The organism is Methylocella tundrae (assembly GCF_901905185.1).
GTDB classification, from domain to species: domain Bacteria; phylum Pseudomonadota; class Alphaproteobacteria; order Rhizobiales; family Beijerinckiaceae; genus Methylocapsa; species Methylocapsa tundrae.
Map to the genome: position 1 here is coordinate 25,004 of NZ_CABFMQ020000088.1, position 24,321 is coordinate 49,324.

Annotated in this window: 25 protein-coding genes; 19 read left to right on the forward strand and 6 right to left on the reverse strand. The window is 63.5% G+C overall.

Features of this window, described 5'->3' with window-relative positions:
* Positions 1–78: 78 nt before the first annotated feature.
* Positions 79–1,044 carry a bifunctional 5,10-methylenetetrahydrofolate dehydrogenase/5,10-methenyltetrahydrofolate cyclohydrolase gene (locus MPC4_RS13720; RefSeq protein ID WP_244629006.1) on the forward strand — a complete coding sequence of 322 codons (966 nt, stop codon included), beginning with the start codon at positions 79–81 and terminating at the stop codon, positions 1,042–1,044.
* A 160-nt stretch (positions 1,045–1,204) separates the two neighbouring features.
* Positions 1,205–2,659 (forward strand): hypothetical protein, encoded by a 1,455-nt coding sequence (locus MPC4_RS13725; protein WP_174513009.1) that lies wholly within the window; start codon positions 1,205–1,207, stop codon positions 2,657–2,659.
* Between the two features lie 6 nt (positions 2,660–2,665).
* Here MPC4_RS13725 and MPC4_RS13730 read toward each other — a convergent pair whose 3' ends face one another.
* Positions 2,666–2,875, reverse strand: coding sequence for a DUF2842 domain-containing protein (locus tag MPC4_RS13730; protein WP_134490607.1), 210 nt, complete (start codon positions 2,873–2,875; stop codon positions 2,666–2,668).
* A gap of 310 nt (positions 2,876–3,185) precedes the next feature.
* Between MPC4_RS13730 and MPC4_RS13735 the strand changes: the two genes are divergently transcribed.
* Positions 3,186–4,265, forward strand: coding sequence for a COX15/CtaA family protein (locus MPC4_RS13735; RefSeq protein WP_174513010.1), 1,080 nt, complete (start codon positions 3,186–3,188; stop codon positions 4,263–4,265).
* On the opposite strand, the gene MPC4_RS13740 is transcribed toward MPC4_RS13735, so the two are convergent.
* A complete protein-coding gene (locus tag MPC4_RS13740; RefSeq protein ID WP_174513011.1) occupies positions 4,262–4,723 on the reverse strand; it encodes a CoA-binding protein in 462 nt (153 codons plus the stop codon). The genes MPC4_RS13735 and MPC4_RS13740 overlap by 4 nt on opposite strands.
* 258 nt (positions 4,724–4,981) lie before the next feature.
* Here MPC4_RS13740 and rplM point away from each other — a divergent pair, with 258 nt between their 5' ends.
* From rplM to MPC4_RS13760, 4 genes are all read left to right on the forward strand, one after another.
* Entirely contained in the window at positions 4,982–5,452 is a 471-nt protein-coding gene (gene rplM / locus MPC4_RS13745) for a 50S ribosomal protein L13 (protein ID WP_134490611.1), read from the forward strand.
* 2 nt (positions 5,453–5,454) lie between these two features.
* On the forward strand, positions 5,455–5,934 hold the full coding sequence (gene rpsI / locus MPC4_RS13750) for a 30S ribosomal protein S9 (protein WP_174513012.1): 480 nt from the start codon (positions 5,455–5,457) through the stop codon (positions 5,932–5,934).
* A gap of 144 nt (positions 5,935–6,078) precedes the next feature.
* Complete coding sequence (gene argC / locus MPC4_RS13755) at positions 6,079–6,993, forward strand: N-acetyl-gamma-glutamyl-phosphate reductase (RefSeq protein ID WP_174513013.1); 915 nt, start codon at positions 6,079–6,081, stop codon at positions 6,991–6,993.
* Between the two features lie 167 nt (positions 6,994–7,160).
* A complete protein-coding gene (locus tag MPC4_RS13760; RefSeq protein ID WP_174513014.1) occupies positions 7,161–7,649 on the forward strand; it encodes a CDP-archaeol synthase in 489 nt (162 codons plus the stop codon).
* Positions 7,650–7,674: 25 nt separating this feature from the next.
* On the opposite strand, the gene MPC4_RS13765 is transcribed toward MPC4_RS13760, so the two are convergent.
* Positions 7,675–8,637, reverse strand: coding sequence for a metallophosphoesterase (locus MPC4_RS13765; protein ID WP_244629007.1), 963 nt, complete (start codon positions 8,635–8,637; stop codon positions 7,675–7,677).
* A 219-nt stretch (positions 8,638–8,856) separates the two neighbouring features.
* On the opposite strand from MPC4_RS13765, the gene MPC4_RS13770 reads away from it, so the two are divergent.
* From MPC4_RS13770 to pgi, 10 genes are all read left to right on the forward strand, one after another.
* The gene (locus MPC4_RS13770; protein WP_174513015.1) at positions 8,857–9,777 is read left to right on the forward strand and encodes a thioredoxin family protein; all 921 of its coding nucleotides are present in this window, start codon (positions 8,857–8,859) and stop codon (positions 9,775–9,777) included.
* 35 nt (positions 9,778–9,812) lie between these two features.
* Positions 9,813–10,517, forward strand: a complete 705-nt coding sequence (locus MPC4_RS13775; protein WP_280514808.1) for an alpha/beta fold hydrolase — start codon at positions 9,813–9,815, stop codon at positions 10,515–10,517.
* A gap of 117 nt (positions 10,518–10,634) precedes the next feature.
* Positions 10,635–11,288, forward strand: a complete 654-nt coding sequence (locus MPC4_RS13780) for an LON peptidase substrate-binding domain-containing protein (protein ID WP_134492583.1) — start codon at positions 10,635–10,637, stop codon at positions 11,286–11,288.
* An 11-nt stretch (positions 11,289–11,299) separates the two neighbouring features.
* Complete coding sequence (locus MPC4_RS13785) at positions 11,300–11,515, forward strand: Trm112 family protein (protein WP_174513016.1); 216 nt, start codon at positions 11,300–11,302, stop codon at positions 11,513–11,515.
* Between the two features lie 261 nt (positions 11,516–11,776).
* Complete coding sequence (locus tag MPC4_RS13790; RefSeq protein WP_174513017.1) at positions 11,777–12,865, forward strand: linear amide C-N hydrolase; 1,089 nt, start codon at positions 11,777–11,779, stop codon at positions 12,863–12,865.
* Between the two features lie 48 nt (positions 12,866–12,913).
* The gene (locus tag MPC4_RS13795; RefSeq protein ID WP_174513029.1) at positions 12,914–13,588 is read left to right on the forward strand and encodes a methyltransferase family protein; all 675 of its coding nucleotides are present in this window, start codon (positions 12,914–12,916) and stop codon (positions 13,586–13,588) included.
* A 76-nt stretch (positions 13,589–13,664) separates the two neighbouring features.
* Positions 13,665–14,543: an acyl-CoA thioesterase II gene (gene tesB / locus MPC4_RS13800; RefSeq protein ID WP_174513018.1), complete on the forward strand. Its 879-nt coding sequence runs from the start codon at positions 13,665–13,667 to the stop codon at positions 14,541–14,543.
* Between the two features lie 479 nt (positions 14,544–15,022).
* Positions 15,023–15,361: a P-II family nitrogen regulator gene (locus MPC4_RS13805; protein WP_134490629.1), complete on the forward strand. Its 339-nt coding sequence runs from the start codon at positions 15,023–15,025 to the stop codon at positions 15,359–15,361.
* Between the two features lie 31 nt (positions 15,362–15,392).
* The gene (locus MPC4_RS13810; RefSeq protein WP_174513019.1) at positions 15,393–16,931 is read left to right on the forward strand and encodes an ammonium transporter; all 1,539 of its coding nucleotides are present in this window, start codon (positions 15,393–15,395) and stop codon (positions 16,929–16,931) included.
* Between the two features lie 216 nt (positions 16,932–17,147).
* Positions 17,148–18,791, forward strand: coding sequence for a glucose-6-phosphate isomerase (pgi, locus tag MPC4_RS13815; RefSeq protein WP_174513020.1), 1,644 nt, complete (start codon positions 17,148–17,150; stop codon positions 18,789–18,791).
* Positions 18,792–18,826: 35 nt separating this feature from the next.
* Here pgi and MPC4_RS13820 read toward each other — a convergent pair whose 3' ends face one another.
* Complete coding sequence (locus MPC4_RS13820) at positions 18,827–19,600, reverse strand: AprI/Inh family metalloprotease inhibitor (protein WP_174513021.1); 774 nt, start codon at positions 19,598–19,600, stop codon at positions 18,827–18,829.
* 281 nt (positions 19,601–19,881) lie between these two features.
* Between MPC4_RS13820 and MPC4_RS13825 the strand changes: the two genes are divergently transcribed.
* Entirely contained in the window at positions 19,882–20,700 is an 819-nt protein-coding gene (locus MPC4_RS13825) for a DUF3108 domain-containing protein (protein WP_244629009.1), read from the forward strand.
* Between the two features lie 236 nt (positions 20,701–20,936).
* On the opposite strand, the gene MPC4_RS13830 is transcribed toward MPC4_RS13825, so the two are convergent.
* Positions 20,937–21,719 carry an SDR family NAD(P)-dependent oxidoreductase gene (locus tag MPC4_RS13830; protein WP_174513023.1) on the reverse strand — a complete coding sequence of 261 codons (783 nt, stop codon included), beginning with the start codon at positions 21,717–21,719 and terminating at the stop codon, positions 20,937–20,939.
* 154 nt (positions 21,720–21,873) lie between these two features.
* On the opposite strand from MPC4_RS13830, the gene MPC4_RS13835 reads away from it, so the two are divergent.
* Entirely contained in the window at positions 21,874–22,773 is a 900-nt protein-coding gene (locus MPC4_RS13835; RefSeq protein ID WP_134490641.1) for an AraC family transcriptional regulator, read from the forward strand.
* Between the two features lie 37 nt (positions 22,774–22,810).
* On the opposite strand, the gene MPC4_RS13840 is transcribed toward MPC4_RS13835, so the two are convergent.
* On the reverse strand, positions 22,811–24,321 hold a 1,511-nt coding region (locus tag MPC4_RS13840; RefSeq protein ID WP_174513024.1), incomplete at its 5' end, for a putative PEP-binding protein.

Below are 24,321 nucleotides of genomic sequence, written 5' to 3' on the forward strand. Positions count from 1 at the left end.
CTTGGCGGCGGCGTAGAATTTTGACACAAGAACATGGCAAGGCCGCACCCCGGCCGAAGCCGCAACTGGAGGAATATGATGTCCGCTGCACCCACGCCGACCGAAAGCGGCGTCCTGCGCCCATCGAGCGGCAAGGCCCTTCTGATCGACGGAAAGCGTGGTTCGGAGGAAGTTCTCACCGAGATCGCCGAGAAAGTGCGCGGACTGGCGGGGCAGGGGCTGAAGCCTGGCCTCGCCGTGATCCTCGTCGGAGCAGATCCCGCAAGTCAGGTCTATGTCGGCGCCAAAGGCAAGGCCGCGAAGGCTGTCGGCTTTCATTCCGTGCAGCATGATCTTCCCGCCACCGCCAGCGAGGCTGAGATCATCGCATTGATCCGGCAGCTCAACGCCGATCCGGCAATCCACGGCATCCTGTTGCAGCTGCCGCTGCCGGGCGGCGCCGACGCTACGCGGATCATTGAGTCGATCGCTCCTGAAAAAGACGTCGACGGCCTGCATCCGATCAATTCCGGCCTGCTCGCGATCGGCAATCTTTCCCGCGCGCTGGTGCCTTGTACGCCGGCTGGCAGCATGATTTTGCTTGAAAAGGCCGCCGCCGCGCTCGGCGTCAAGCTGGAAGGCGCCGAAGCCGTGGTTGTCGGCCGCTCGAATCTCGTCGGCAAGCCGATCGCGCAGCTGCTGCTTGGCCGCAACGCGACCGTGACCATCGCCCATTCGCGCACGCGCGATCTGCCGGCCGTCGTCGGCCGCGCGGACGTCCTCATCGCCGCCGTGGGACGGCCGGAGATGATTCGCGGCGACTGGATCAAGCCGGGAGCGATCGTCATCGACGTCGGCATCAATCGCATTTCGGTCCCCTCGCACGACCCAGCCGCCCCGGCGAAGACGCGGCTCGTCGGCGACGTCGCCTTCGCTGAGTGCCTCGATCGCGCCGCCGCGATCACGCCGGTGCCGGGCGGCGTCGGACCCATGACCATCGCCATGCTGATGAGCAATACGCTGAAAGCTGCGATCCAGATCGCCGGGCTCAAGGCGGCGCACTGACCCAAGCGGATCAAGCGGGCGTAAAGCTTTGGACCTTCGCCCGGTGATGGGGCGTTCCAGAGCAGACTCTGCGCCAGCTCCCGATTTAGTTGTGTCGTTAACCACTCCGAAACCATAACGGCGTCTCATATTGACGCGTTGCGGCTTCTGGAGCGGACCGATGCATTGGCTGGATTGGGAAGAGCCGGACGTTGACCGTCCCCACAGGCTCGACCTATTTCGCGAGGCTGTCGCGGCGCGCAAAAAGGCGCTGGTCGCGGCGGCTCTGGCGGCCCCGTTCGCCGCCGGCCTGTTCCTCGCTCTGACGCCCCTGCAATATCGCGCCGAGACTGAGCTATATATCGCGGCCCCGGTCAACGCCCCGGCGCAATCCGCGAATGACGCCGACTCCCTCATCGGCGAGGCCCGGCTTATCGCCTCGCGCGATCTTGGCCGGCGCGCCATCAAAGAGCTGCGCATCGACGCCCGGCCCGAATTTGATCCTCTGGCTAGAGGCGTTGGGCCGATCGCCCGCGCGCTCATTTCCCTCGGACTGATGAGCGATCCGGCGCGCGTCAGTCAGGACGAGCGCATCCTGAAATCCTACGAAGATCGGCTCAGCGTCAGCGCCTCCGAGGCGCAGCGGCTGGTTACAATCGCTTTTCGCTCGCGTGACCGCGCCTTCGCCGCCAGCGCGGCCAATCGCATAGCGAGCCTTTATCTCGAGATGCGCGCCGTCGCGGAGCCTCGCGAGGCCGGCGAGCCCGGGATCACGGGGAGCGTCATTTCACCCGCCGTCGTCCCGCGCAGGCCCTTGCTTCCGGGCAGTCACCTGATCTTCGCGATCGGAGCAGGCGCCGCGGCCCTCGCAGCATTCGGCTTTGGCGCATTCAGGCGACCGCCGCGGCCGCCTTCGGGCGAAGAGCCGATGGCGCTCCCGCGCGCGGTCGGCGACTTCCCCTTTTTTGTTCGTCTCAAAAAGATCCCGGAATTTCCGCCGTCGGGAGGCCGGAGCGCGGCGTCGCGACGCGCCGAAGCTGAAAACGCAGTCGCATTCGATGAGATCGCCGCCCACATTCTGGCCGCGCGACGGCCCTCAAAGGGCCTTCGCATCGTTGGCGCGAAGCTGTCGTCGGCCTACACCGCGCCGGACATCATGCTGGCCCTCGCACGGCTTTTGGGAAGCGAAGGGCGCTCGATTGCCGTCAGTCTCGACGCCGCCGAGGCCGATGACGCCGACGCGCTTCCAGCATGCGAGGGGCCGGGGCTGAGCGACCTGCTCGCCGGCGGCGCCTCATTTTCCGCGGTGATCCGGCGCGACCCCCGCTCGCGGCTCCATTTCGTCCCGGCGGGCGGCGCGGGTCCGATTGATATTTCCGAGCTTTCCAATGTCATCGACGCCCTGGCGCGCACCTATGACTTCATCTGGCTGCGGACGCCGCCGCTGGAGGCCAACGACATGGCGAAGACGCTCGCCGCGGACGCCGATTTTCTTGTGCTGGAAGCCGCGCCGGAGGCGCATGATTGCGCCATCGCGAGAGCCGAGGCCGAGCTGCGCGAGGCAGGCGCTCGCAGCATTCTCGTTATCGGCGCCGTTGCCCCCGTTGAGCGGAGCATCGGCCAGGACGCGGCGTGAAACCGGTCAAATATCCGGCTTCTGCATCCATCTGATGAGCGGCATCAGGGGCAGCACCCACGCCATGCCGAGCACCGCGTAGAAAACGATCTGAAGCGCCGGGGGCGCTTCCTGCACCGGACGCGCCTGCGCCAGCGCCATGGCGATCAGCGCGTAAACCACCACAAATCCCGTCATCACCAGCGCGCCGATGAATTTGCGGGTTCGCATGCGCATGTGTGTCTCCATGTCTGCGCCGGGATGCGCGCTGGCGCGCATGGACTTCGTGCGTCGGGGGCTTTATGCCGGCGGACAGCTTTAGATGATCTGCGGCGAAGCTTCTAGAGCATATTTCGATCAGGTCGTTTTGACCTGATCGACAAGAATATGCTCAAGCTTTTGAATCTGGAGCGATTTCTGATCGATCGAATGTGTTCATTCGATCGGAAAGCGCTCTAGAGCGTCAGGCCGGAAAGATGCGGAGTTTTCGGAAAATGCATGCAATCGCCAAAGGGCGTGACTTGCCGCTACGTGCGAAGGGACTGGCATGACTTGGGTTTATGATCCGCTGCCGGCGCCGACGGCCTTCGATGTCAGGGTTCAGCGCGCGGGACCAGCCGTCGCCATCTGGCTCTGGACGCTCGCGGCTTTGGTGTTCCTGATGGTCGTCGTCGGCGGCGCGACGCGGCTGACGGAATCCGGTCTTTCGATTACGGAATGGAAGCCTCTGACCGGCGTCATTCCGCCCCTCAGCGAGGCGGACTGGCGGGCCGAATTTGAGAATTACAAACACATTCCGCAATATTCCGCCGTCTTTCCAGACATGGATCTCGGCGGCTTCAAGTTCATCTTCTTTTGGGAGTGGAGCCACCGGCTGCTTGGGCGCCTGATCGGCCTCGCCACCCTTCTGCCGCTGATCTTTTTCTGGGCGAGAGGACAGCTCCCGGCCGCGCTGAAGCCAAAGCTCATCGGCGTTCTGGCGCTCGGCGCCCTGCAGGGGTTCGTCGGCTGGTGGATGGTGAAGTCCGGCCTTACCGGCCGCGTCGAGGTCGCGCAGGAGCGCCTCGCCATCCATCTCATGCTGGCGTCGCTGACGTTCGCGGTTCTGGTCTGGCTCGCCGCCTCGCTGCGCGAGAAGAGAGCCGCGGTGCCCGCGCCGCCGCGCGCTCTCGGCGTTTGGGCCAATATCTTCATCGTCGCCGTGCTGGCGCAGATCGGCCTTGGAGCCCTCGTCGCGGGATTACGCGCCGGCCGCGCCTATAATACATGGCCGCTGATCGATGGACGGTTCATTCCCCCGCTCGACCAGTTGACGCTGCTGCGGCCGGTCTGGCGCAATTTTGTTGATAATCTTCTGACGGTGCAGTTCCAGCATCGCATGGTCGCCTATGCGGTGCTGGCCTTTGCGCTCGCCCAGTCGCTTCTGACACGCAGAAGCGCGGGGGCTGGAGGCGCCAGCCGGCGCGCCAACGCGCTTGCGGGCCTCGTCGCGGCCCAAGCCTTGATTGGAATTACGACGCTCGTGCTTGTCGTGCCGCTCTGGGCCGGCCTGCTGCACCAGGCATTCGCGATGATCGTTCTCGGCATGGCGGTCGCCCATGCGCAGGTTCTGGCGCAGGGGCGCTAGTCGGCCTCCCCGCCAATCCGGTCGAGTCCGAGGCGGCTGTATTCGATCTTCGGACAGCGGTTCATGATAACTTCGATCCCCTGCGCTTTCGCCAGCGCGGCGGCTGGCTCATTGCGCACGCCAAGCTGCATCCAGATCACTAGCGGGCGCCAATCCAGCGGCAGAACCTCATGGACAACGCCCCCCGCCGCCGCGGAGTTGCGGAAAATGTCGATCATGTCGACAGGCTCGGGCAGATCCTTGAGGCTGGCCACAAAAGGCGCCCCTAGGATCGTTTGTCCGGCAAGACCGGGGTTGACCCCGGTCACGCGATAGCCGCGCGACATCAGAAAAGCCGCGACCTCATAGGAAGGCCGCTCGGGGTTCGCGGAAGCGCCGACGACGGCGACCGTCTTGACCTTGCGCAAAATCGCGCGGAGAAAATCGTCGGTGTAATCTGTGTCGTAAGCGCGTGTCATGTCGAGCGATCCTCCGGCGGCGTTCTGAGGCAAACGCCGATCGCCTGCGATCGTCAAGGCGCGGCGGAGGAAAAATTCGATCCGAAGCAGCAAATTGCGGTATTATATTACCTCTCATGACAAACGCTTGATTGCTGAGGCATTTCTTTCGTCTTGCTCGTTGCAAACGCTTGACTGGCGGGCGTCCGCGCCATAAAAGGCAAGCCATCGACCGCCCGAGCAGAACGCCGTGCGGATTTTACGCATGGATTTCAAACGATGTTCGGCAAGACCTATTCCGCCAAACCGGCGGACATCGACAAGAAATGGGTGCTGATCGACGCCAATGGCCTCGTCGTCGGCCGGCTCGCGACGCTGGTGGCGCTTCGCCTGCGCGGAAAGCACAAGGCGACCTTCACGCCTCACATGGACGATGGCGACAATATCATTGTCATCAACGCCGAGAAGGTGGTTTTCACCGGCCGCAAGCGCGACCAGAAGGTCTATTACCATCACACCGGCTATCCGGGCGGCATCAAGGAGCGGACGGCGAAGTTCATCCTCGATGGACGCTTCCCGGAGCGCGTCGTGGAAAAGGCCGTCGAGCGCATGCTGCCGCGCGGGCCGCTCGGGCGCAAGCAGCTCGGCAACCTCAGAGTGTATAAGGGCGCGGATCATCCGCACGCCGCGCAGCAGCCGGTCACGCTCGACGTCGCCAGTCTCAACCGTAAGAATTCGAGGATTGTCTGATTATGGCCGAGACTCTGTCTTCGCTTCAGGATCTGAAGAGCGCCACCGCCGCCCCGCCTGAGGAAGCGCCGCGTTACGTGCAAAAGCTCGACGCGCAGGGACGCGCCTACGCCACCGGCAAGCGCAAGGACGCCGTCGCCCGCGTCTGGATCAAGCCCGGCACCGGCAAGGTCGTCGTCAATGGCCGTCCGATCGAGGTTTACTTCGCCCGCCCCGTGCTGCGCATGATCCTGCAGCAGCCGCTTGGCGTCGCAAAGCGCGTCGACCAGTATGATTTGACCGTTACCGTCGCTGGCGGCGGCCTTTCCGGTCAGGCCGGCGCGGTGCGTCACGGTCTCTCCAAGGCGCTCGTCGCTTTCGAGCCTGACCTGCGCGGCGCCTTGAAAAAAGAGGGCTTTCTCACCCGCGATTCGCGCGTTGTGGAGCGCAAGAAATACGGCAAGAAAAAAGCCCGCCGCAGCTTTCAGTTCTCAAAACGTTAACCATTTACGGTTGGACGTTGACGATCAAGGCGGCCGCTGGCCGCCTTTTTTGTCATCAAATGGCGATTCCCCGATCCGCCTTCACAAAAGCGCGGCATGATCGGAGGATTTTAGGCCGCAACTTCACCTTTCGGGGCGACGATCATGCGCGGAAAAGTCTTTATCGACGGCGAAGCCGGAACCACCGGGCTTGGCATCAAGGCGCGCCTCGCCAATGAGCCGGGCATTGAGATTGCGGGCCTTCCGCCCGAAAAGCGCAAGGACCCCGCCGCCAAGAAAGAGCTTCTGGCGACCGTCGACGTGGTGATTTTGTGCCTGCCGGACGACGCCGCGCGCGAGACCGTCGCTCTCGTCGAGACTTTGCGCGAAAAGGCGCCGCGCGTTCTCGACGCCTCGACCGCCCACCGGGTCGCCAAGGGCTGGACCTATGGCTTTCCCGAACTCGCTCATGGGCAGACTGAGGCCATCGCCAAGGCGCAATTCGTCGCAAATCCCGGATGCTATGCGACCGGCGCGATCGCGCTTTTGCGTCCGCTCGTCGACGCCGGCCTCATTCCGGCGGACTGGCCGATCGCCATCAATGCGGTCTCCGGCTATTCGGGCGGCGGCAAGAGCATGATCGCCGATTACGAAAGCGGCGCCGCGCCCGCCTTCGAGCTCTACGCTCTCGGCCTGGAGCATAAGCATGTGCCCGAGATCCAGCATTATGCGGGTCTTTCGCGCCGCCCCATCCTCGCGCCTTCAGTCGGCAATTTCGCGCAAGGGATGCTCGTTTCCATCCCGCTTTTTCTCGACGACCTGCCGCAAAAGCCCAAAGGCGTCGATCTTGAGGGCGCGCTTTCGGCCCATTACGCCGGCTCCCGCTTCGTCACCCTCGCGCCGGCTGACCCTTCCGGCAAACTCGAGCCGGAGTCGCTGAACGGCGCCAATGATCTTGAGCTGCGCGTCTTCGCCAACGAGGCGCGGCGCCAGGCGATTCTCGTGGCGAAGCTCGACAATCTCGGCAAGGGGGCCTCGGGCGCGGCTCTGCAAAATCTCGAACTGATGCTGCAGCGGTAACGCGCGGCGCCGGAACGTCGCGTCAAATCACTGACGAAGCAGATGATTTGCGTCTGGGTGTGAAGTCCCCGCAAGGTAAAGCGCGGAACGAAGCGGGCCGCCCTGGCGTTTAGCACTTGAAACCGGACCGCGGCCGCCGGGATCGGCCACGCAGGTGAAGAACCGCCATGCATCTTCTGCCGATCGTTCAGGGGCTTATCCTCGTCTTCGCCGCAAATGGCGCGCCGGTTCTGGCCCATTGGATGTTTCGCGAGCGGGGCGCGTTTGCGCTGGATTTCGGCGCCCGTTTTTCCGACGGCGGCCCTTTGTTCGGTTCGGCCAAAACCATCCGGGGCGTCATCGCCAGTCTCATCGCGGCCTCGCTGACGGCGCTGCTGCTCGGATTGAGCTGGCAGGTCGGAGCGCTGGCCGGCGCCGCCGCCATGGCTGGCGACCTTCTGTCGAGCTTTATCAAGCGGCGTCTCGGACTGCCGCCGCACAGCATGGCGCCGGGCCTCGATCAGGGGCCGGAATGCGTGTTTCCGTTGGTGGCCTGCATGAGCGCGCTTGGGCTGACCGTGTCGGACGTGCTTCTCGCGACGCTCGTGTTCTGGATCGGTGAACTCTTGATTTCCCGCGCCCTGTTCAGCCTCAAGATCCGCGAGCACCCTTACTGACCCCGCCCTAACGATCCCCCAAGGGTCAATCAGTGGCGCGCTGGAGTCGGTGAAGCGTGATCTCGGGCGGACAGTTCAAGCGCACCGGAAGCACGCTCGATCCTGCCCCGACCGAGGTATAGCCCGCCATTTCCAGATATTTCCACGCGCCCGCGCCGAATGCGCGCGGAAGGGTCGAATCGAGCGTGATCGGGATCGCCCCCGGCAGGCAGATCTGGCCGCCGTGGGTGTGGCCGGACAAGATCATGTTGAAGCCGGCATGCGCCGCCTGGCGGTAGATTTCGGGCGTATGCGAGAGCAGAATTGAAAATTCGTCGAACGGAATATCGGCCGCCGCTTTTTCGATATTGTCGACGCGGAAGAAATGCGCGTCGTCAATTCCCGCGAGATGGATCGACTGGCCGCCCCGATCGATGCGAACCGATTCGTTGAGCAGCATGACGACTCCCATGTCTTCGAGACCCGGCGTCATTTTGATGGTGTCATGATTGCCGAGGACGCCATAGACCGGCCCTTTGAGAGCGGCGCAGATCGGCGCGACGCCCTCAAGCGCGGCGGCGAAAGAGCCGCAGGTGCCCGCGCGGAAATCCCCCGTCATGACGCAAATGTCATATTCAAGGTCCGCGACGAGTTCGGCCACCCGCGCCATCGCCGGGCCGCTCATTTCGACATGGAGGTCGCTGAGATGCAGCACCGTGAAGCCCTCGAACGCCGGCGGCAGCCGCTCGGAGACGATCGCGTTGCGCCGTAATTCGACCTTCGCCGCATTGCGCTGGCCGCGTCCGTAAAGGCCCGCCAGGCGCAGAGCGAGGCGCATCATCGCATGCACCGAATACCAGTTCTCGATATGGAAAAAATTCAGGCCCTGGCCGAAGACCTGAGCCTCATGAGCCTCCTCGATGCCAATGCGCTGGCGCGTGTGGATCTTGCCGAGGCGCTGCTCAAGGCGGCGAGCGGCCTCATCTGAGGCGGCGTCCAGAGGTTGCACGGCGATTCCTTCGGGGCTGGACTTAAGGCGCGGAGAGGAAGCTTGCAGCAAGGAACGGACTCGGCAGTTAAATCGCGCCGCCGCGAGGGCGCTTTGCTTCAATGGGCGGCGTTCGGATCATCGCAATCAACCAGCGCAAGGGTTGCGATTTTGCCGCCGAAGCTCCATTTTGGCAAAACCAATCAAGTGAGCGCGAACGGCGCCGAAGGAGAGCGGGACATGGCGGGATTATACGGCCTCGGCGCGGAACAAGCCAAGCCGAATGGAGCCGCGGGCGGCGCTCTTGTCAAGGACACGACGACGGCGACATTTGGCGCAGACGTTCTCGCCGAATCCGCGCGCCAGCCGGTTCTGGTCGATTTCTGGGCGCCCTGGTGCGAGCCCTGCAAACAACTGGCGCCCATTCTGGAAAAAGTCGTGCAGGCGGCCGGCGGCAAGGTCAAGCTGGTCAAGATGAATATCGACGAACATCCGGAGATCGCGGGGCGGCTCGGCGTTCGCTCCATCCCGGCGGTCATCGCCTTCGAACGCTCCCAGCCCGCCGACGGCTTCCTCGGCGCCTTGCCGGAATCCGAAGTGCGCGGCTTCATCGAGCGTCTCGTCGGTCCGATCGGCGGGGCCGCAGACCTCATCGCCGAGGCCGAGGCGCTGCTGGCCGAAGGCGACGCCATTGGCGCGGGTGAGGTCTACGCGGCCTTATTGGCCGAAAACCCGGCCGATTTCGAAGCGCTCGCGGGCCTTGCCAAGCTTTACATTCAAGCGGGCGATCTGGAGGCGGCGAAACAGCTTCTGGCCACGGCGCCGGCCGGCGCCGAGAAGCACGCCGGCGTCATCGCGGCGAAAGCCGCTCTCGACCTCGCCGAGCAGGCGGGCTCGATCGGCGATCTCGCCGAGCTGAAGCGAAAGCTCGAGATTGATCCGAACGATCATCAGGCGCGCTTCGACTACGCCATAGGGCTGAATGCGCAGGACCGCCGCGAGGAAGCAGCGGGCGCGCTGCTCGACATCATCAAGAGCGATCGCGCCTGGAACGAGGACGCCGCCCGCAAGCAATTGCTGCAATTCTTCGAGGCCTGGGGCCCGACTGAGCCGGCGACGATCGGCGCCCGCAAGAAACTGTCTATCGTGCTCTTCTCCTGATCTGAGCCGGATCGCTGGGCGAGCGCAAAACCTTCATTCTGGCGCATGGGTCGTGGCATGGCGGCTGGTGCTGGCGGCGGGTGGCCGAGCCGCTGCGCGCGCTTGGCCACAGCGTTTATGCGCCGAGCTTCACCGGAATGGGCGATCGCGCCCATCTCCTTGGCCCGCGGATTGACATCGAAACTTTCGTCGAGGATCTCGTTCAGCTGATCGTCAGCGAAGAGCTGCGCGACGTCGTGCTCGTCGGCCATAGTTTTGGCGGCGTTCCGGTCTCCGGCGTCGCCGACCGCATTCCCGAGGCGATAGGTCATCTCGTCTATCTCGACGCCATCGTGCCCGAAAGCGGCAAAAGCGTCTTTTCGACCTATCCTGCGGCAGAGGCGCAAGCGCGCATCGAGGCCGCGGAGCGCGCCAACGGCGGCCTTGCCGCCCCCGCGCCGCTGGCGCTGCCTCAATCCATCGGCCTTCGGCCGGGAAGCGCCGATTATGATTGGGTTCTGCGGCGTCTGACGCCGCATCCGATGCGAACCTATACCAGCGCGCTGACCCTGCGGAACCTGGTCGGCAATGGCCTTCCGCGCACCTATGTTCATTGCTCCGAGCCGTCCTATGCGACCATCGAGGGCTCGCGCGCGCTTGTGCGCTCATGGCCGGGCTGGCGCTGGATCGAGCTTCGCGCTCCCCATGAAGCGATGATCACCCATCCGGACGAAATCGCCCGAATCCTTCTCGCGATCTGACGCCGCAGGCTGGCCGGAGCATAGTTTTTCTTTCCGATCAATGTATAATGGCCGATCGAGCGCCGCGGGCGGGGATGTCTCGAGATGCAAGAGGCTGTCGAGGTCGAGGATCTGCACATGGGGATGAACCAAGCCTATGCCCCCGGCGAGTTGCCCGTTTCCTTTCCGATCTTTCCGCTCGCCAAGGCCCTGCTTCTGCCGCGCGGGCAGTTGCCGCTGAACATCTATGAGCCGCGCTACCTCGCGATGGTCGACGATGTGCTGAAGAGCCATCGCATGGTCGGCATGATCCAGCCGGACCCCGACGCCTCCGCGCGCGGACTGTTTCCGGTCGGCTGCATAGGACGCATCACCCAATTGGCCGAGACGGGCGATGGACGATATCTTCTGACCCTGACCGGCATAGCGCGGTTCAGGGTGATCGAAGAGATCGACGCTGTCACGCCCTATCGCCAGTGCCGCGCCGATTTCACGCCCTTCGCCGTTGATTTCAGCCCCTCCGCCGGAGAAGATCTCGTTGATCGCGACGGCCTCCTGCGCACCTTGCGCAGCTTTGCCGAGACCAATGATCTCCAGCTCGACTGGGACAGTATCCACGAGGCGCCGAATGAGGCGCTCGTCAACGCGCTGTCCATGATGAGCCCGTTCGGCCCCAAGGAAAAACAGGCCCTGCTCGAAGCAAAGGACCTCAAAGGCCGCGCCGATGTGCTCGTGGCGATCACCGAAATTGAGCTGTCGCGCGGTAAGAACCCTCAGACGACCCTGCAGTAGAAGGCCCCTTGATGACCGATAAAACCAGTAAGCCGACCCCTGCGCCCGAGCCCTCGCGCATTGATCCGCGCCTCCTCGAAATTCTCGTCTGTCCGCGCACCAAGACGACGCTCGAATATGATGCGCAGAACCAGGAATTGATTTCACGGGCGGCGAAGCTCGCCTATCCGATCCGGGACGGAATCCCGATCATGCTGCCGGAGGAGGCGCGTCCGCTACAGGATTGACCGCCGCCCGTCCCGGTGAGCCGTCGGCGATCGCGAGACCGGCGGAAAGGCCCAGGGTGGCGGCGTTATTTCGATGCGCCAAGGCTCCAGGCCTTTCTGGTTGAAGGGGCCTGTCCGCCGCGGCATTGTCGAATGCCGAAAAACAATTTCCAATTTGTTTCAGATCATCATCTATCTTTCCCGCCGACATTCAGATCAACTTGGCGCAAAGGTCTGCGCGTAGCGAACCGGCGTCTTGTGCGCCGGAATGGAAAGGGGGGAATGATGATCCGTCGATGGGCTGCCGCCGCCTTGGCGGCGATGATTGCTCTCGCGCCGCCGGCGTCTGCGTGCACCGGCCTGCGCCTCGTCGCAGCGGACGGCGCTGTCGTTCCGGGGCGCACATTGGAATTCGGTTTCGATCTTCAATCGAATGTCGTCGTTATTCCCAAAGGAACGCAGATCACCGGATCAACCCCGGACGGCGCAAAAGGCCTCAGCTACACGACCAGATATGGCATGCTCGGCGCCAATGCCGTCGGCCTGCCGGATATCATCGATGGCATCAACGACCAGGGGCTTTACGTCGGCCTGTTCTACTTCCCCGGCTACGCGTCCTATCCCGAGGCCAGCCCCGAGACGATTGCACGCGGCATGGCGCCTTTCGAATATGGCAATTGGCTGCTCGGCAATTTCGCGTCGGTCGAAGAGGTCAAGGCCAATTTCGACAAAGTAGCGCTGCTTCCCGTGGTTCTCGACGCCATCAAACAGGCGCCGCCGGTCCATTTCGTCGTCCATGACCGTAACGGCAATTCCGTGGTGATCGAGCCGATCGACGGCAAGCTCGTGATCCACGACAATCCGCTCGGCGTCCTCACCAACTCGCCAACGTTCGATTGGCACATGACCAATCTGCGCAATTACATCAATCTCAGCGTGACGAATGTCCCACCGGTCGAATTGTCCGACATCAAATTCGCTCAGTTCGGCGAAGGCACGGGGCTTCATGGCCTGCCGGGCGATTATACGCCCCCCTCGCGGATGGTGCGCGCGGTGGTGTTTTCGAAGTCGGCTCCGCAATCGGCCACCGGACCAGACGCGGTGCTCCAGGCCTTTCATCTCCTCAACGCCTTTGACATTCCCGTCGGCTCCGTCCGCGAAAAAAACGGGAATAGCGTCCTGCCGGAATATACGCTCTGGACCAGCGTCGCCGACCTCAAGAACCTCAAATGGTATTTCAGGACTTTTGCCGACCAGTCGATCCGCAGCGTCGATCTCGCCACGGCGATTGCCGCCGCGGGCGGCAAGATCAAAACCATCACGATGGAATCGAAACAACCGGTCGAGGACGTCTCGAAGGATTTGCAATAGACTTTGATCCCGGTCTCAACGCGGGAGCCGGCGCGCGCCGGTCGTTCGATGAAGAAAGTCTGTATCGCGGTCGCCGCGGAATTTTTGATTCTCGCGGCGCTCCTGTTCGGGGCCGCGGGAACCTTCGCCTGGCCCGCAGCCTGGGCTTTCCTGATTATCCTCTTTGCAGGCGCGGCGCTGATCACGCGCATGCTCGCCCGCGATGATCCAGCTCTTCTTGAAGAGCGCCTGCGGCCCCCGATCCAGAGCGGCCAACCGCTCTGGGACAAGATCATCATGGCGAGTTTCATCGTGCTTTTCATCGCGTGGCTGATCCTGATGGGTCTCGACGCGGCGCGGTTTGGCTGGTCCATCATGCCGGTCTGGCTGCAATGGATCGGCGCGGCCGGGCTCGCCGGCTCCTTTTGGATTTCATACGCGACCTTCGCCGCCAACGCCTTCCTGGCGAATGTCGTGCGCATTCAAACGGAGCGCGGCCAGACAGTCGTATCGAGCGGCCCCTACGCCGTCATCCGGCATCCGCTCTACGCCGGCGCTCTGCTTTTCTTCGCATCGACCGCCTTGCTGCTCGGCTCGTGGTTCGGGCTCGCAGGGGCGCTCGCGCTCGGCGCCCTTCTGATTCTCCGCACGGTCCTCGAAGACCGCGAGCTTCATCGTCGCCTCGAAGGCTATGCGGACTATGCGCGGCGCGTTCGTTACAGGTTGCTCCCCCGCGTCTGGTGACGTGTGCCCATCCGCTGACTTGACGGGTCCGCCTGAACCCTGCAGGTCATGGCGTCCACTTGGAATGGGTCCCGCCATGCCGCAGTCCGCGCCTACCGCCGTCGCCGAACTTTTGACGATGCTCGATCTCGAAAAGATCGAAGAGAACATTTTTCGCGGCCGCAGCCCGCAGATCGGCTGGCAGCGCGTGTTTGGCGGGCTCGTCGTCGCGCAAGCCCTTGTCGCCGCGTCCCGCACTGTCTCCGGCCGGACGCCGCATTCGTTGCATGGCTATTTCCTGTTGGCCGGCGATCCGCAGGCGCCGATCGTCTATGAGGTCGATCGGCTGCGCGACGGCAAGAGCTTCACAACGCGGCGCTGCAACGCAATCCAGCACGGGCGCGCGATTTTTTCCCTCTCGGCCTCCTTCCAGATCGATGAGGAGGGATTTGAACACGCGGTCGCGATGCCGAACGCGCCAATGCCGGAAACGCTTCCGAGCGAAGCGGAACTGATCGAAAAGTTCGGCTCGATCATGCCCGAACCCATCAATCGCTGGTTCGCCAGCGACCGGGCGATCGAGGCCCGTCCCGTCGATCCCTCGCGCTACGTGCGGCACGAGCCCGGCGCCCCTGTGCAGGACGTCTGGCTGCGCGCGGCAGGACCGCTGCCCGACGACCCCGCCATTCATCGCGCCGTTCTCGCCTATCTCTCCGACATGACCCTGCTCGACACGGCGCTCATCGGTCACGGATATTATGTGTTCGACCCTCGGCTCCAGGTGGCGAGCCTCGATCACGCTTTGTGGTTTCACCGGCCCTTTCGCGCCGACGAATGGCTGCTCTATGCGCAGGACAGCCCGAATTCGAGCGGCGCCCGGGGGCTGACGCGCGGACTTTTTTTCTCCCGCGAAGGCCAGCTGGTCGCTTCCGTCATGCAAGAAGGCTTGATCCGTCGCCGGCGCTCCGACGGCTGAGGTCGGCCGCGGTGTTTACTCGGGATTTTGCGCCATTTCCGCCAAAACGGCCCGGGCGGGCGCGTCCGTGGCGGCGGGATGCGTCATTCCAGATCAAAACTCGTGAAAATCCGAGAAATTTTCGATCCGGCGGTCTTTCCCACGCATGAGCCGATGCCTGCCTAATTATTAGGCGTTATGCCTGATTGGAATGCGAGAATTCTCAAATCCAGCGTCGTCCGCTTCGAAACCCCTTGAAAATTTGGCGCCCCATCCCATCGCTAGGCCCCCGTGACGAGCAATCGCCGCCACGGCGGCCAGCTGAAACATGACAAATCGCAGCTTTTCGCGCAAAAAATGCAAGGCCGGCTGTCGGGAGGCCCAACGCTTGCTAAGCACCACGCAAGCATGGGCGCGTCTGACGCGCCCTGCTGTTTAGCGGCGGGCCGACTCACGGACAAATCTACGGCTCTCAGGTAGACGCAAACAGGAAAATCCACATGAAAATGGTTGTTGCGATCATAAAGCCGTTCAAGTTGGACGAGGTCCGTGACGCGCTGACAAACCTCGGCGTGCACGGGATGACAGTGACTGAGGTCAAAGGCTACGGACGCCAGAAAGGCCACACGGAAATCTATCGTGGGGCGGAATACGCGGTCAGTTTCTTGCCCAAACTGAAAGTCGAAGTCGCGATCCCGCCAGATCTCGTCAACGCGACGATCGAGGCGATCGGCGCAGCAGCGCGAACCGGCCAAATCGGAGACGGCAAAATCTTCGTCAGCGGGCTCGACCAGGCCGTTCGCATCCGCACCGGCGAACGCGACCTCGACGCTCTTTGACCCTTCTTTTCAAGACTCGCAGGAGTACATAATGAAATTTGCGTTTCCTCCACCGATACGGGCCCGATCGATAGGCCTCGGGCTGCTCATCGCGTGCGCCGCGGCGGGCCTTGCTTTCGCGCAGGACGCCGCGCCCGCGGCGGCGGCTGCCGCCCCGGCGCTGGTTCCGAACAAGGGCGACACGGCCTGGATGCTCGTTTCCACAGCCCTCGTTCTGATGATGTCGATCCCCGGCCTTGCGCTTTTCTACGGCGGCCTGGTGCGCTCCAAAAATATGGCGGCGGTGCTCTCGCAAGTGTTCGCGATCGTCGCGCTCGTGTCGATCATCTGGGTCGTCTACGGCTATTCGCTGGCCTTCACCGAAGGATCGCATGCCGCGTTCCCAATCCTCGGCACGGATTGGAACGCATTCATCGGCGGCTTCAGCAGAGCGTTCCTGAAAGGGGTCGATCCGTCGTCGACCGTCGCGACCTTCTCCAACGGCGTCGTCATTCCTGAATATGTCTATATGGCGTTTCAGATGACCTTCGCCTGCATCACCCCGGCCTTGATCATCGGCTCTTTCGCCGAGCGCATCAAATTTTCCGCGTTGATCGTGTTCATCGCCCTCTGGGTGACCTTCATCTATTTCCCGATCGCGCACGCGGTCTGGTATTGGGCCGGCCCGGACGCCCTCGGCGACGCCGCCAAAGCCCTCGCAGCGGCGAAGGACGACGCCTCTAAGGCCGCCGCGCAATCCGCGCTCGAGGCGGTGCAGGCCAACGCCGGATATTTCTTCCAGCTCGGCGCGCTTGATTTCGCGGGCGGCACCGTCGTGCACATCAATGCGGGCATCGCCGGCTTCGTCGGCTGTCTCGTGATGGGCAAGCGCATCGGCTTCCCGCGCGAAGTCGGCCCGCCCCACTCGGTCACCATGTCGATGATCGGCGCCTCCCTTCTGTGGGTCGGCTGGTTCGGCTTCAACGCGGGCTCGAACCTCGAGTCGAACGGCACGACGGCGCTCGCCTTCGTCAACACCTTTGTCGCCACCTCGGCCGCGACGCTGTCGTGGATGCTCGTCGAGTGGGCGCTTAAAGGCAAGCCGTCGCTGCTCGGCATGATCTCCGGCGCCGTCGCCGGCCTCGTCGCCGTGACCCCGGCGTCTGGATACGCAGGCCCGATGGGATCGATCGTCCTCGGCCTCGCCGTCGGCGCCATCTGCTTCTTCTTTGTCGATTATGTGAAGAAGTGGTTCGGCTATGACGACTCGCTCGATGTCTTCGGCGTCCATTGCGTCGGCGGCATCGTCGGCGCGATCTCGACCGGCATTCTGGTGGCCCCGGCTCTCGGCGGCGTCGGCCTCACCGACTACATCAAAGTGCCCGGCACGGGTTCGCCCGGCGATTACGACATGGTGGCGCAGCTGATCATCCAGCTGAAGGCGGTGGGCTTCACTTTGCTCTGGTCGGGCGTCGGCTCGTTCATCCTCTACAAGCTCGTCGATCTCGTGATCGGGCTCCGGGTCAAGAAAGACGCCGAACTAGAAGGTCTCGACATCACCTCGCACGGCGAACGCGCCTACAATCCGTAAGATCGCGGAAGCGCTCACGCCGCGTTTTCAAAAATCATCCGCCGGGCCGAAGGGTCCGGCGGATCTGCTTTTGCAGCATGGCGCTCCGTTTCCCCGCATCGCCTTGTTCCAAAACTCCGCGACTCTTTGAGGTCATGCTCCGGCGCGAGCGGCGGCTTTGTCTTGGCGCGCTGAATGCGTTACATAACGCGCCGTCGTCGTCAGCGAGGTTCGCCCATGGCCAGCAGTGAAGTCGCGCAAGCTTTCGCCGCGCTGGAAGCGCACAAGCGGCAGATCAGCGGGAGCAGGATCCCGGATTTATTCGCCGCCGATCCGCAGCGATTCGCGCGCTTTTCTATCGCCTTCGACGATCTCCTGTTTGATTTCTCGAAACACCGCGTCACAGATGAGACGCGAGGGCTGCTGCTCGACCTCGCGCGCGCCGCCAAAGTCGAGGCGCGGCGCGCCGCCCTGTTCAATGGCGATCCCGTCAATGGCACTGAACATCGCGCGGCCCTGCACATGGCTTTGCGCAATCTCGGCGGCGCGCCGATGCGGGCCGCTGGCGTTGACGTCATGCCGCAGGTCATCGCCGAGCGGCGCAAGATGGAAGCCTTCGCCGAGCGGGTGCGCAATGGCGAGATCAGGGCGGCCAATGGCGAACGCTTTACCGACATCGTCAACTTCGGCATCGGCGGCTCGGACCTTGGCCCCGCCATGGCGGCGCGCGCGCTCTCGCCTTTCATCGCCGATCACCTCAGCCTGCATTTCGTCGCCAATGTCGACGGCGCGGATTTCGCCGATACGATGCGGCGCGTCCCCGTCGAGACGACGCTTTTCATCATCTGCTCCAAGACGTTCACGACGCTGGAGACGATGACCAACGCCGCGACCGCGCGCAAATATGTCGCGGAAAAGCTTGGAGAGGCGGCGATCGGCTATCATTTCTGCGCCGTCTCGACGCAGCTCGAAAAGATCGCCGCCTTCGGCATCGCAAGCGATCGCGTGTTCGGCTTCTGGGATTGGGTCGGCGGGCGCTATTCGGTCTGGTCTGCAATCGCGCTTTCGCTGGCGATCGGCATCGGCCGCGATAATTTCGAGGATTTTCTGCGCGGCGGCGAGGATATCGACCGGCACTTCATGGAGGCGCCGCTCGATCGCAACATTCCCGTGCTGATGGCGCTGCTCGGCGTCTGGTATCGCAATGTGTTTGGGTTTGCGACCCATGCCGTAATCCCCTACGATCAACGGATGGCGCGCTTTTCCGCCTATCTGCAACAGCTCGACATGGAATCGAACGGCAAGTCGGTCGATCTTTCGGGCGCCGCCGTCACGCGCGCCACCGCCCCCGTCATCTGGGGCGAGCCCGGCACCAATGGCCAGCACGCTTTTTTTCAGCTGCTGCATCAGGGCACGGAAATCGTGCCGATCGATTTTCTCGTCGCCGCCGAGCCGATCGCGGCCGACGCAAAGCATCACGAAATCCTGTTCGCGAACTGCCTCGCGCAGAGCCAGGCGCTGATGCAGGGCCGCTCGCTCGCGGAGGTCGTTTCGCTGCTCGAATCACAAAAGCTGAGCCCTGACGCGATCAAGGCTCTCGCCCCGCACAAAGTGTTTCAGGGCGACAGGCCGTCGAGCACGTTTCTCTACAGGCAACTGACGCCGCGCACGCTCGGCCGGCTGATCGCGCTCTATGAGCACAAGGTGTTTGTGCAGGGCGTCATCTGGGACATCAACTCCTTCGATCAATGGGGAGTCGAACTAGGCAAGGAACTGGCGCTCAAACTCGGCCCCATCGTCTCGGACTCCGGCCTTTCGACGGAAGGCCTCGATTCCTCGACCGCGGGGCTCGTCGAGGCGCGAAGACGTGCGGCGATGTAGCGCCGGATCAGCCGTCCGCCTGCAAAAACCCTGCCCTAAAGCTTTTTCAGGGCGAGGCTTTTGGCGTCTTTGGGGTCTTTGAGCCAGCTGCCGTCCGGCTGCAGGTCGAGCTGAGCCGTGTGTCCCTTGCGCGCCCTCAGCACGAGCCGTCCGCCCGCGAGGCGCCAGCCCATCGGATCGAAGATCACAATGCCTTGATCGCGGCAGGCCGGAGACAAAAAGGCTTTGCCGCCGACGTCGAGGGTCACCATGCAGCCGGTGTCACGCCCGCCCTCGCGCAGGACGGCGTAACGCCCCGGCACGTCCGCGGAACGAAGCGGGGCGGCTTTGACCGGAGCGGCCGCGGGCGGCGCCGCGTCGAGGCGCAACGCGTCTGGCGCAGCGGCGGCATGCCCCGGGGCGCTCACAACGAAGGTCAGCCGATAGGTTTCGCCCTGCGTCCCCGTCGCGACAAGGGCGTCATTCTCCATCGTAAAATAGAGCAGAGGAGCGCCATTGACATCCGCGAGGTCGAGATGCGCGCTGTCCGGCAAACCCCAGGCGACGATATTCGACAGGACCGGCAAGGCGCGCCGGCATCCGGCGGGCATGCCGATGTAAAAGCCGCCATGTATCTGCTCGCCCCGCAAAGTCAGGCGGCAGGTCTTGTTGCTGCCTTCGAGCGACAGTTCCCATTGGCCGAGGACGGCCTGAGGACTGTCGAGGGTCAGCGCGCAAAGAGGCGAGGCCGATAACGCGAGTCCCCAGCTGGCGAGGCCAAGAAGAAGAGACCGCAGGGGCGGCCCCGCGCGGACGGCTTTGTTTCTCAATTTATGGCGCATGATCGCTGATAACGCTCGAGCCGGGTTCGCACAAGAACCGAAAAGACTATAAAGGAAAGCCGCGCGCCGCCAATATGGATGGGGCGCTTCGACACGGTTTGGCCGCGCCGCCCTGCTGGCGAGCCGGAACCGGCGCGGAAACCTTGATGGATTTGCTAAAAATTTGCCGACATTTCGGACAAGATTTTGCGTTACAAAGACGTCGGACAAACACGTTGGGCGGCCGCGTTGATTCGAACTGCATTCATCGCGCGCCGAGGAGATCGCCCTTGATTCGCCTTGTCGGCCTCGCATTTGCTCTTGGCCTTGGTTTGCAGCTTGGCTTCGCTCCCGCCCGCGCGGAGATCGTGCGCGCGCGCTACGCCGTGAGTTTGGTCGGACTGCATATTGGCGACGCCGCCGCCGTCGGGTCGCTGGACTCCAATAAATACCGCATTGATTTCAATGCAAAATTAACTGGCGTCGCGGCGCTGGTCGCCGACGTCAGAATGGCCCTGACCTCGACCGGCTCGATGCGGAGCGGCTCACTCGCGCCCGCGACCTATGCAACGACGTCCGGCAATTCGCAGGAAACCCGCACCGTCCGCATGGCGCTCGTCGGCGGCAACGTCAAGGCTGTCGATATTTCCCCGCCCTGGGAGGACAGGGACGGCCGCGTTCCCGTCACGGAAAGCCATAGGCGCAATGTTCTCGACCCGACCAGCGCCTTCATCATGGCGGTGCCGAACGGCCAGCCGCTCGTCGGCCCATCCGCGTGCAATCGCCGCATCCCCGTTTACGACGGCTTCGTGCGCTTCGACATCACGCTGATGTATACAGGCACGCGCACCGTTTCGATCCCCGGCTATTCAGGCCCGGTCTCGGTCTGCGCCGCGCGCTATACGCCGATCGCGGGCCACAAGCGGGATTCGCGTTCGACCCGTTTCATGGCGGAGAACCGGCAGATCCAGGTCTGGCTGGCCCCGGTCGAGGGCGCCCATGTCGTCGTCCCGCTGCGCGTCGAGCTGATGACGCTCGCCGGCGAAGCACTCATCGAGGCGGTGGAGTTTTCGGTCGAGCCGAGCAGCGTCACCGCCGCGACCCATTAGAGCATGACGCCGAAAAGTTGCAGACTTTTCGGGCCCACATCATGCGGTGAAACAAAGGCTTAGAGAGCGAAATGCGATTCCGCTTGAACGCATTCCGCTCGAGAGCATCCGTTTTTTTTCCAAGGCGGCTTAGGCTTCCATCGCCGATCGTTTTTGATGAGGGCGTCAGCGTCGAGCCGGCCATGATCCGGGCCTCGACAGCCGCGACATGACGATTCCCTCCCAAGTCTCCGGCATCAGAGATAGGCGCCGCCGGACGCCTCGATGCGCTGCCCGTTCACCCAGCGGTTATCATCGGACAGCAGCGAGGCGATCATCGGCCCGATGTCGTCCGGCAAGCCGGCCCGTCCGAGCGCCGTCTGCGAGGCGACGCTTCGATTGGCCTCGGGGTTGTCGCGCACCAAGCCGCCGCTAAAGTCGGTCTCGATCGCGCCCGGCGCAACCGTGTTGACGGCAATGCCGCGCGGGCCGAGCTCCTTTGCCAGATAGCGGGTCAGCACTTCGATGGCGCCCTTTGTCGCGGCATAGGCCGAGCGGCCGGGCAGGGTGAAGCGGGCAAGGCCCGAGGAAAGATTCACGATGCGCCCGCCATCGGCGATGAGCGGCAGCAGCTTCTGCGTCAGGAAAAACACGCCCTTGAGATTGACGTTGATCAGCCTGTCGAAATCAGCCTCCGTCGTCTGCGCGAAGGCGGCATGGACGCCGATTCCCGCGTTATTAACGAGATAATCGAACCTTTCGACGCCGAAGCTTTCCTTCAGTGTCTTCGCCAGCTGCGCGGCAAAGCCGTCGAAAGACGCGCTGTCGCCGGTGTCGAGCTGCAAGGCGGCGGCCTTTTGGCCGAAGGCCTCGATCGCCGAAACGGCGGACTTCGCCTCATCCCGGTTGGAGTGATAGGTGATGATGACGTCGACGCCTTTGCTGGCGAGGCTCAGCGCGGTGTTGCGGCCAAGGCCGCGGCTGGCGCCGGTCACGAGCGCTACTCTGTTGTGGCGGGCGTCATGTTCGATGGTCGGCATTGGCTTTTCTCCGTGAGCTCGTGTGAGGCGGAAGCTACCGCGCCGACTGTCCCTGCTGAATGCCCGGATATTCGAATTATTTGCCTAATCCTCCAGCCGCCCTTGGCGTCGCAGCGCGGCAAGCGCTATGTTGGATCGTCCGCGGAGATTTCGCATGTCGTCAGCCTTGAGAGACGCCGTTCTCGCCTATACCGACACGCGTGCGAGCAGCGGCGCGTTTTACGCAACTGGCGTCGAAGCGCTGATGCTGATGCGATCCGATCGGCCGACTTCGCCTCGGCACGCGCTCTATAAGCCGGCGTTATGCATTAACGTGCAGGGCGCCAAGCAGGTCATGCTCGGCGATGAGGTTTTTGACTATGGCGAGCTGCAATATCTGGTGGTCAGCCTGGATTTGCCCATTCTCGGAAGGGTGACGCACGCGGCCCCGGGCAAACCTTTCCTTGCGATGGTCATCGAGATCGACGTCAATCTCATGCGCGAGGTCATGGAGCAGTTCGCCGAGCCGGCAGATCCAATCGCCGCAACTGACCGAAGCCTTGGCGTCTTCGTCGGCGACTTCGGGCCGCCGCTGATCGACTGCGCATTGCGATTGATGCGCCTGCTGAAGACGCCGCACGCCATCCCGGCGCTCTATCCCTCGATCATGCGGGAATTGTATTATTGGCTGCTGACCGGCCCTGACGGGGCGGCGATCCGGCGCCTGACGCTGCCCGATAGCCATACCCAACGCATCGCCAGGGCAATCCATGTCATGCGGAAAGAATTCGCAAGCCCGGTGCGCATCGAGCGCCTTGCCGCCGTCGCCCATATGAGCCCGTCGTCTTTCCACCACCATTTCAAGGCGATGACCTCGCTGACGCCGCTGCAATATCAAAAACAGTTAAGGCTGCTCGAAGCCCGCCGCCTCATGCTGGCGGAAGCCGCCAATGCGACGAGCGCCGCCTATCGGGTCGGCTATGAGAGCGCCTCGCAATTCAGCCGGGAATATGCGCGCATGTTCGGCGCGCCTCCGAGGCGCGACGCCGTCGAATTGCGCTCCCCTCCCGCGTAAGGGCGTCGGCGACAGCCGTCGCGCCGTTCGAGCCCGATCAATCGCCCTTTTTGGCCAGCGCCGCCTGCGCCGCGGCCAATCTTGCGATCGGCACGCGGAAGGGTGAGCAGGACACATAGCTGAGGCCGATTTTCTCGCAGAAGGCGATCGAATGCGGATCGCCGCCATGTTCGCCGCAGATGCCGAGCTTGATGTCGGGCCGGGTTTTGCGTCCGCGCTCGGCGGCTATTTCGACGAGTTCGCCGACGCCGTCCTGATCGATCGTGACGAAGGGATCAGCCGGCAGGATGCCTTTCGCCGTGTAGCGCCCAAGGAATGAGGCGGCGTCGTCGCGCGAGATGCCAAGGCCCGTCTGGGTGAGGTCATTGGTGCCGAAGGAGAAGAACTCCGCCGTCTCGGCGATTTCGGCGGCGCGCAGGCACGCGCGGGGCAGCTCGATCATCGTGCCGACATGGTAGGGGATGGTTTCCCCCGTCTCTTTCGCCACCGTCTGCGCCATTTGGTCGATCGTCGCCCGCACCAGATCAAATTCGGCCTTGGCGATAACGAGCGGGACCATGATCTCGGGCGTCACGACTCTGCCGGTCTGCTTTCCGGCGGCGATAGCGCCCTCGAAGATCGCGCGCGCCTGCATTTCGGCGATCTCGGGGAAGGCGATCGCCAGCCGGCAGCCGCGAAAGCCGAGCATCGGATTGAATTCATGCAATTCGGCGGCCCGGCGCTTGAGGGCGTCGGCTGAGACGCCCATTGACGCGGCGACCTCTGCGATCTCTTCGTCCGATTGCGGCAGAAACTCATGCAGCGGCGGATCGAGCAGGCGGATCGTCACCGGCAGGCCGGACATGATCTCGAACAGCTCGGCGAAATCGCTGCGCTGCATGGGCAAAAGCTTGGCCAAAGCCTTGCGCCGTCCGGCCTCATCATCGGCGAGGATCATCTCGCGCACCGCGATGATGCGGTCGCCCTCGAAGAACATATGCTCCGTCCGGCAGAGCCCGATGCCTTCGGCGCCGAACTGGCGCGCAATCCGGGCGTCCTGCGGCGTCTCTGCGTTGGCGCGCACGGCCATCCGGCGGATCGCGTCGGCCCAGCCCATCAGCGCCTGAAATTCGCCGGAGAGCTCGGGTTTCTGCATGGCGATTTCGCCCTGGAGCACCTGGCCCGCCGCGCCGTCGATCGTGATGATGTCGCCTTTCGAGAACTCGACGCCGCCGGCCGTCATCTTCTCGGTCTTGTAATCGATGCGGATTGTTCCGGCGCCGGATACGCAGGGCTTGCCCATGCCGCGCGCCACCACGGCCGCATGGGAGGTCATGCCGCCGCGCGTCGTCAGAATGCCCTCGGCGACATTCATGCCGTGGATGTCGTCCGGGCTCGTCTCGATGCGCACGAGGATCACGGCTTTGCCCGCCGCCTTGGCTGTCTCGGCGTCCTCGGAACTGAAGACGATCTCGCCGCTCGCAGCGCCCGGCGAAGCCGGCAGGCCGGTCGCGACGATTTTGCGCTCGGCCTTTGGGTCAATCGTCGGATGGAGCAACTGGTCGAGCG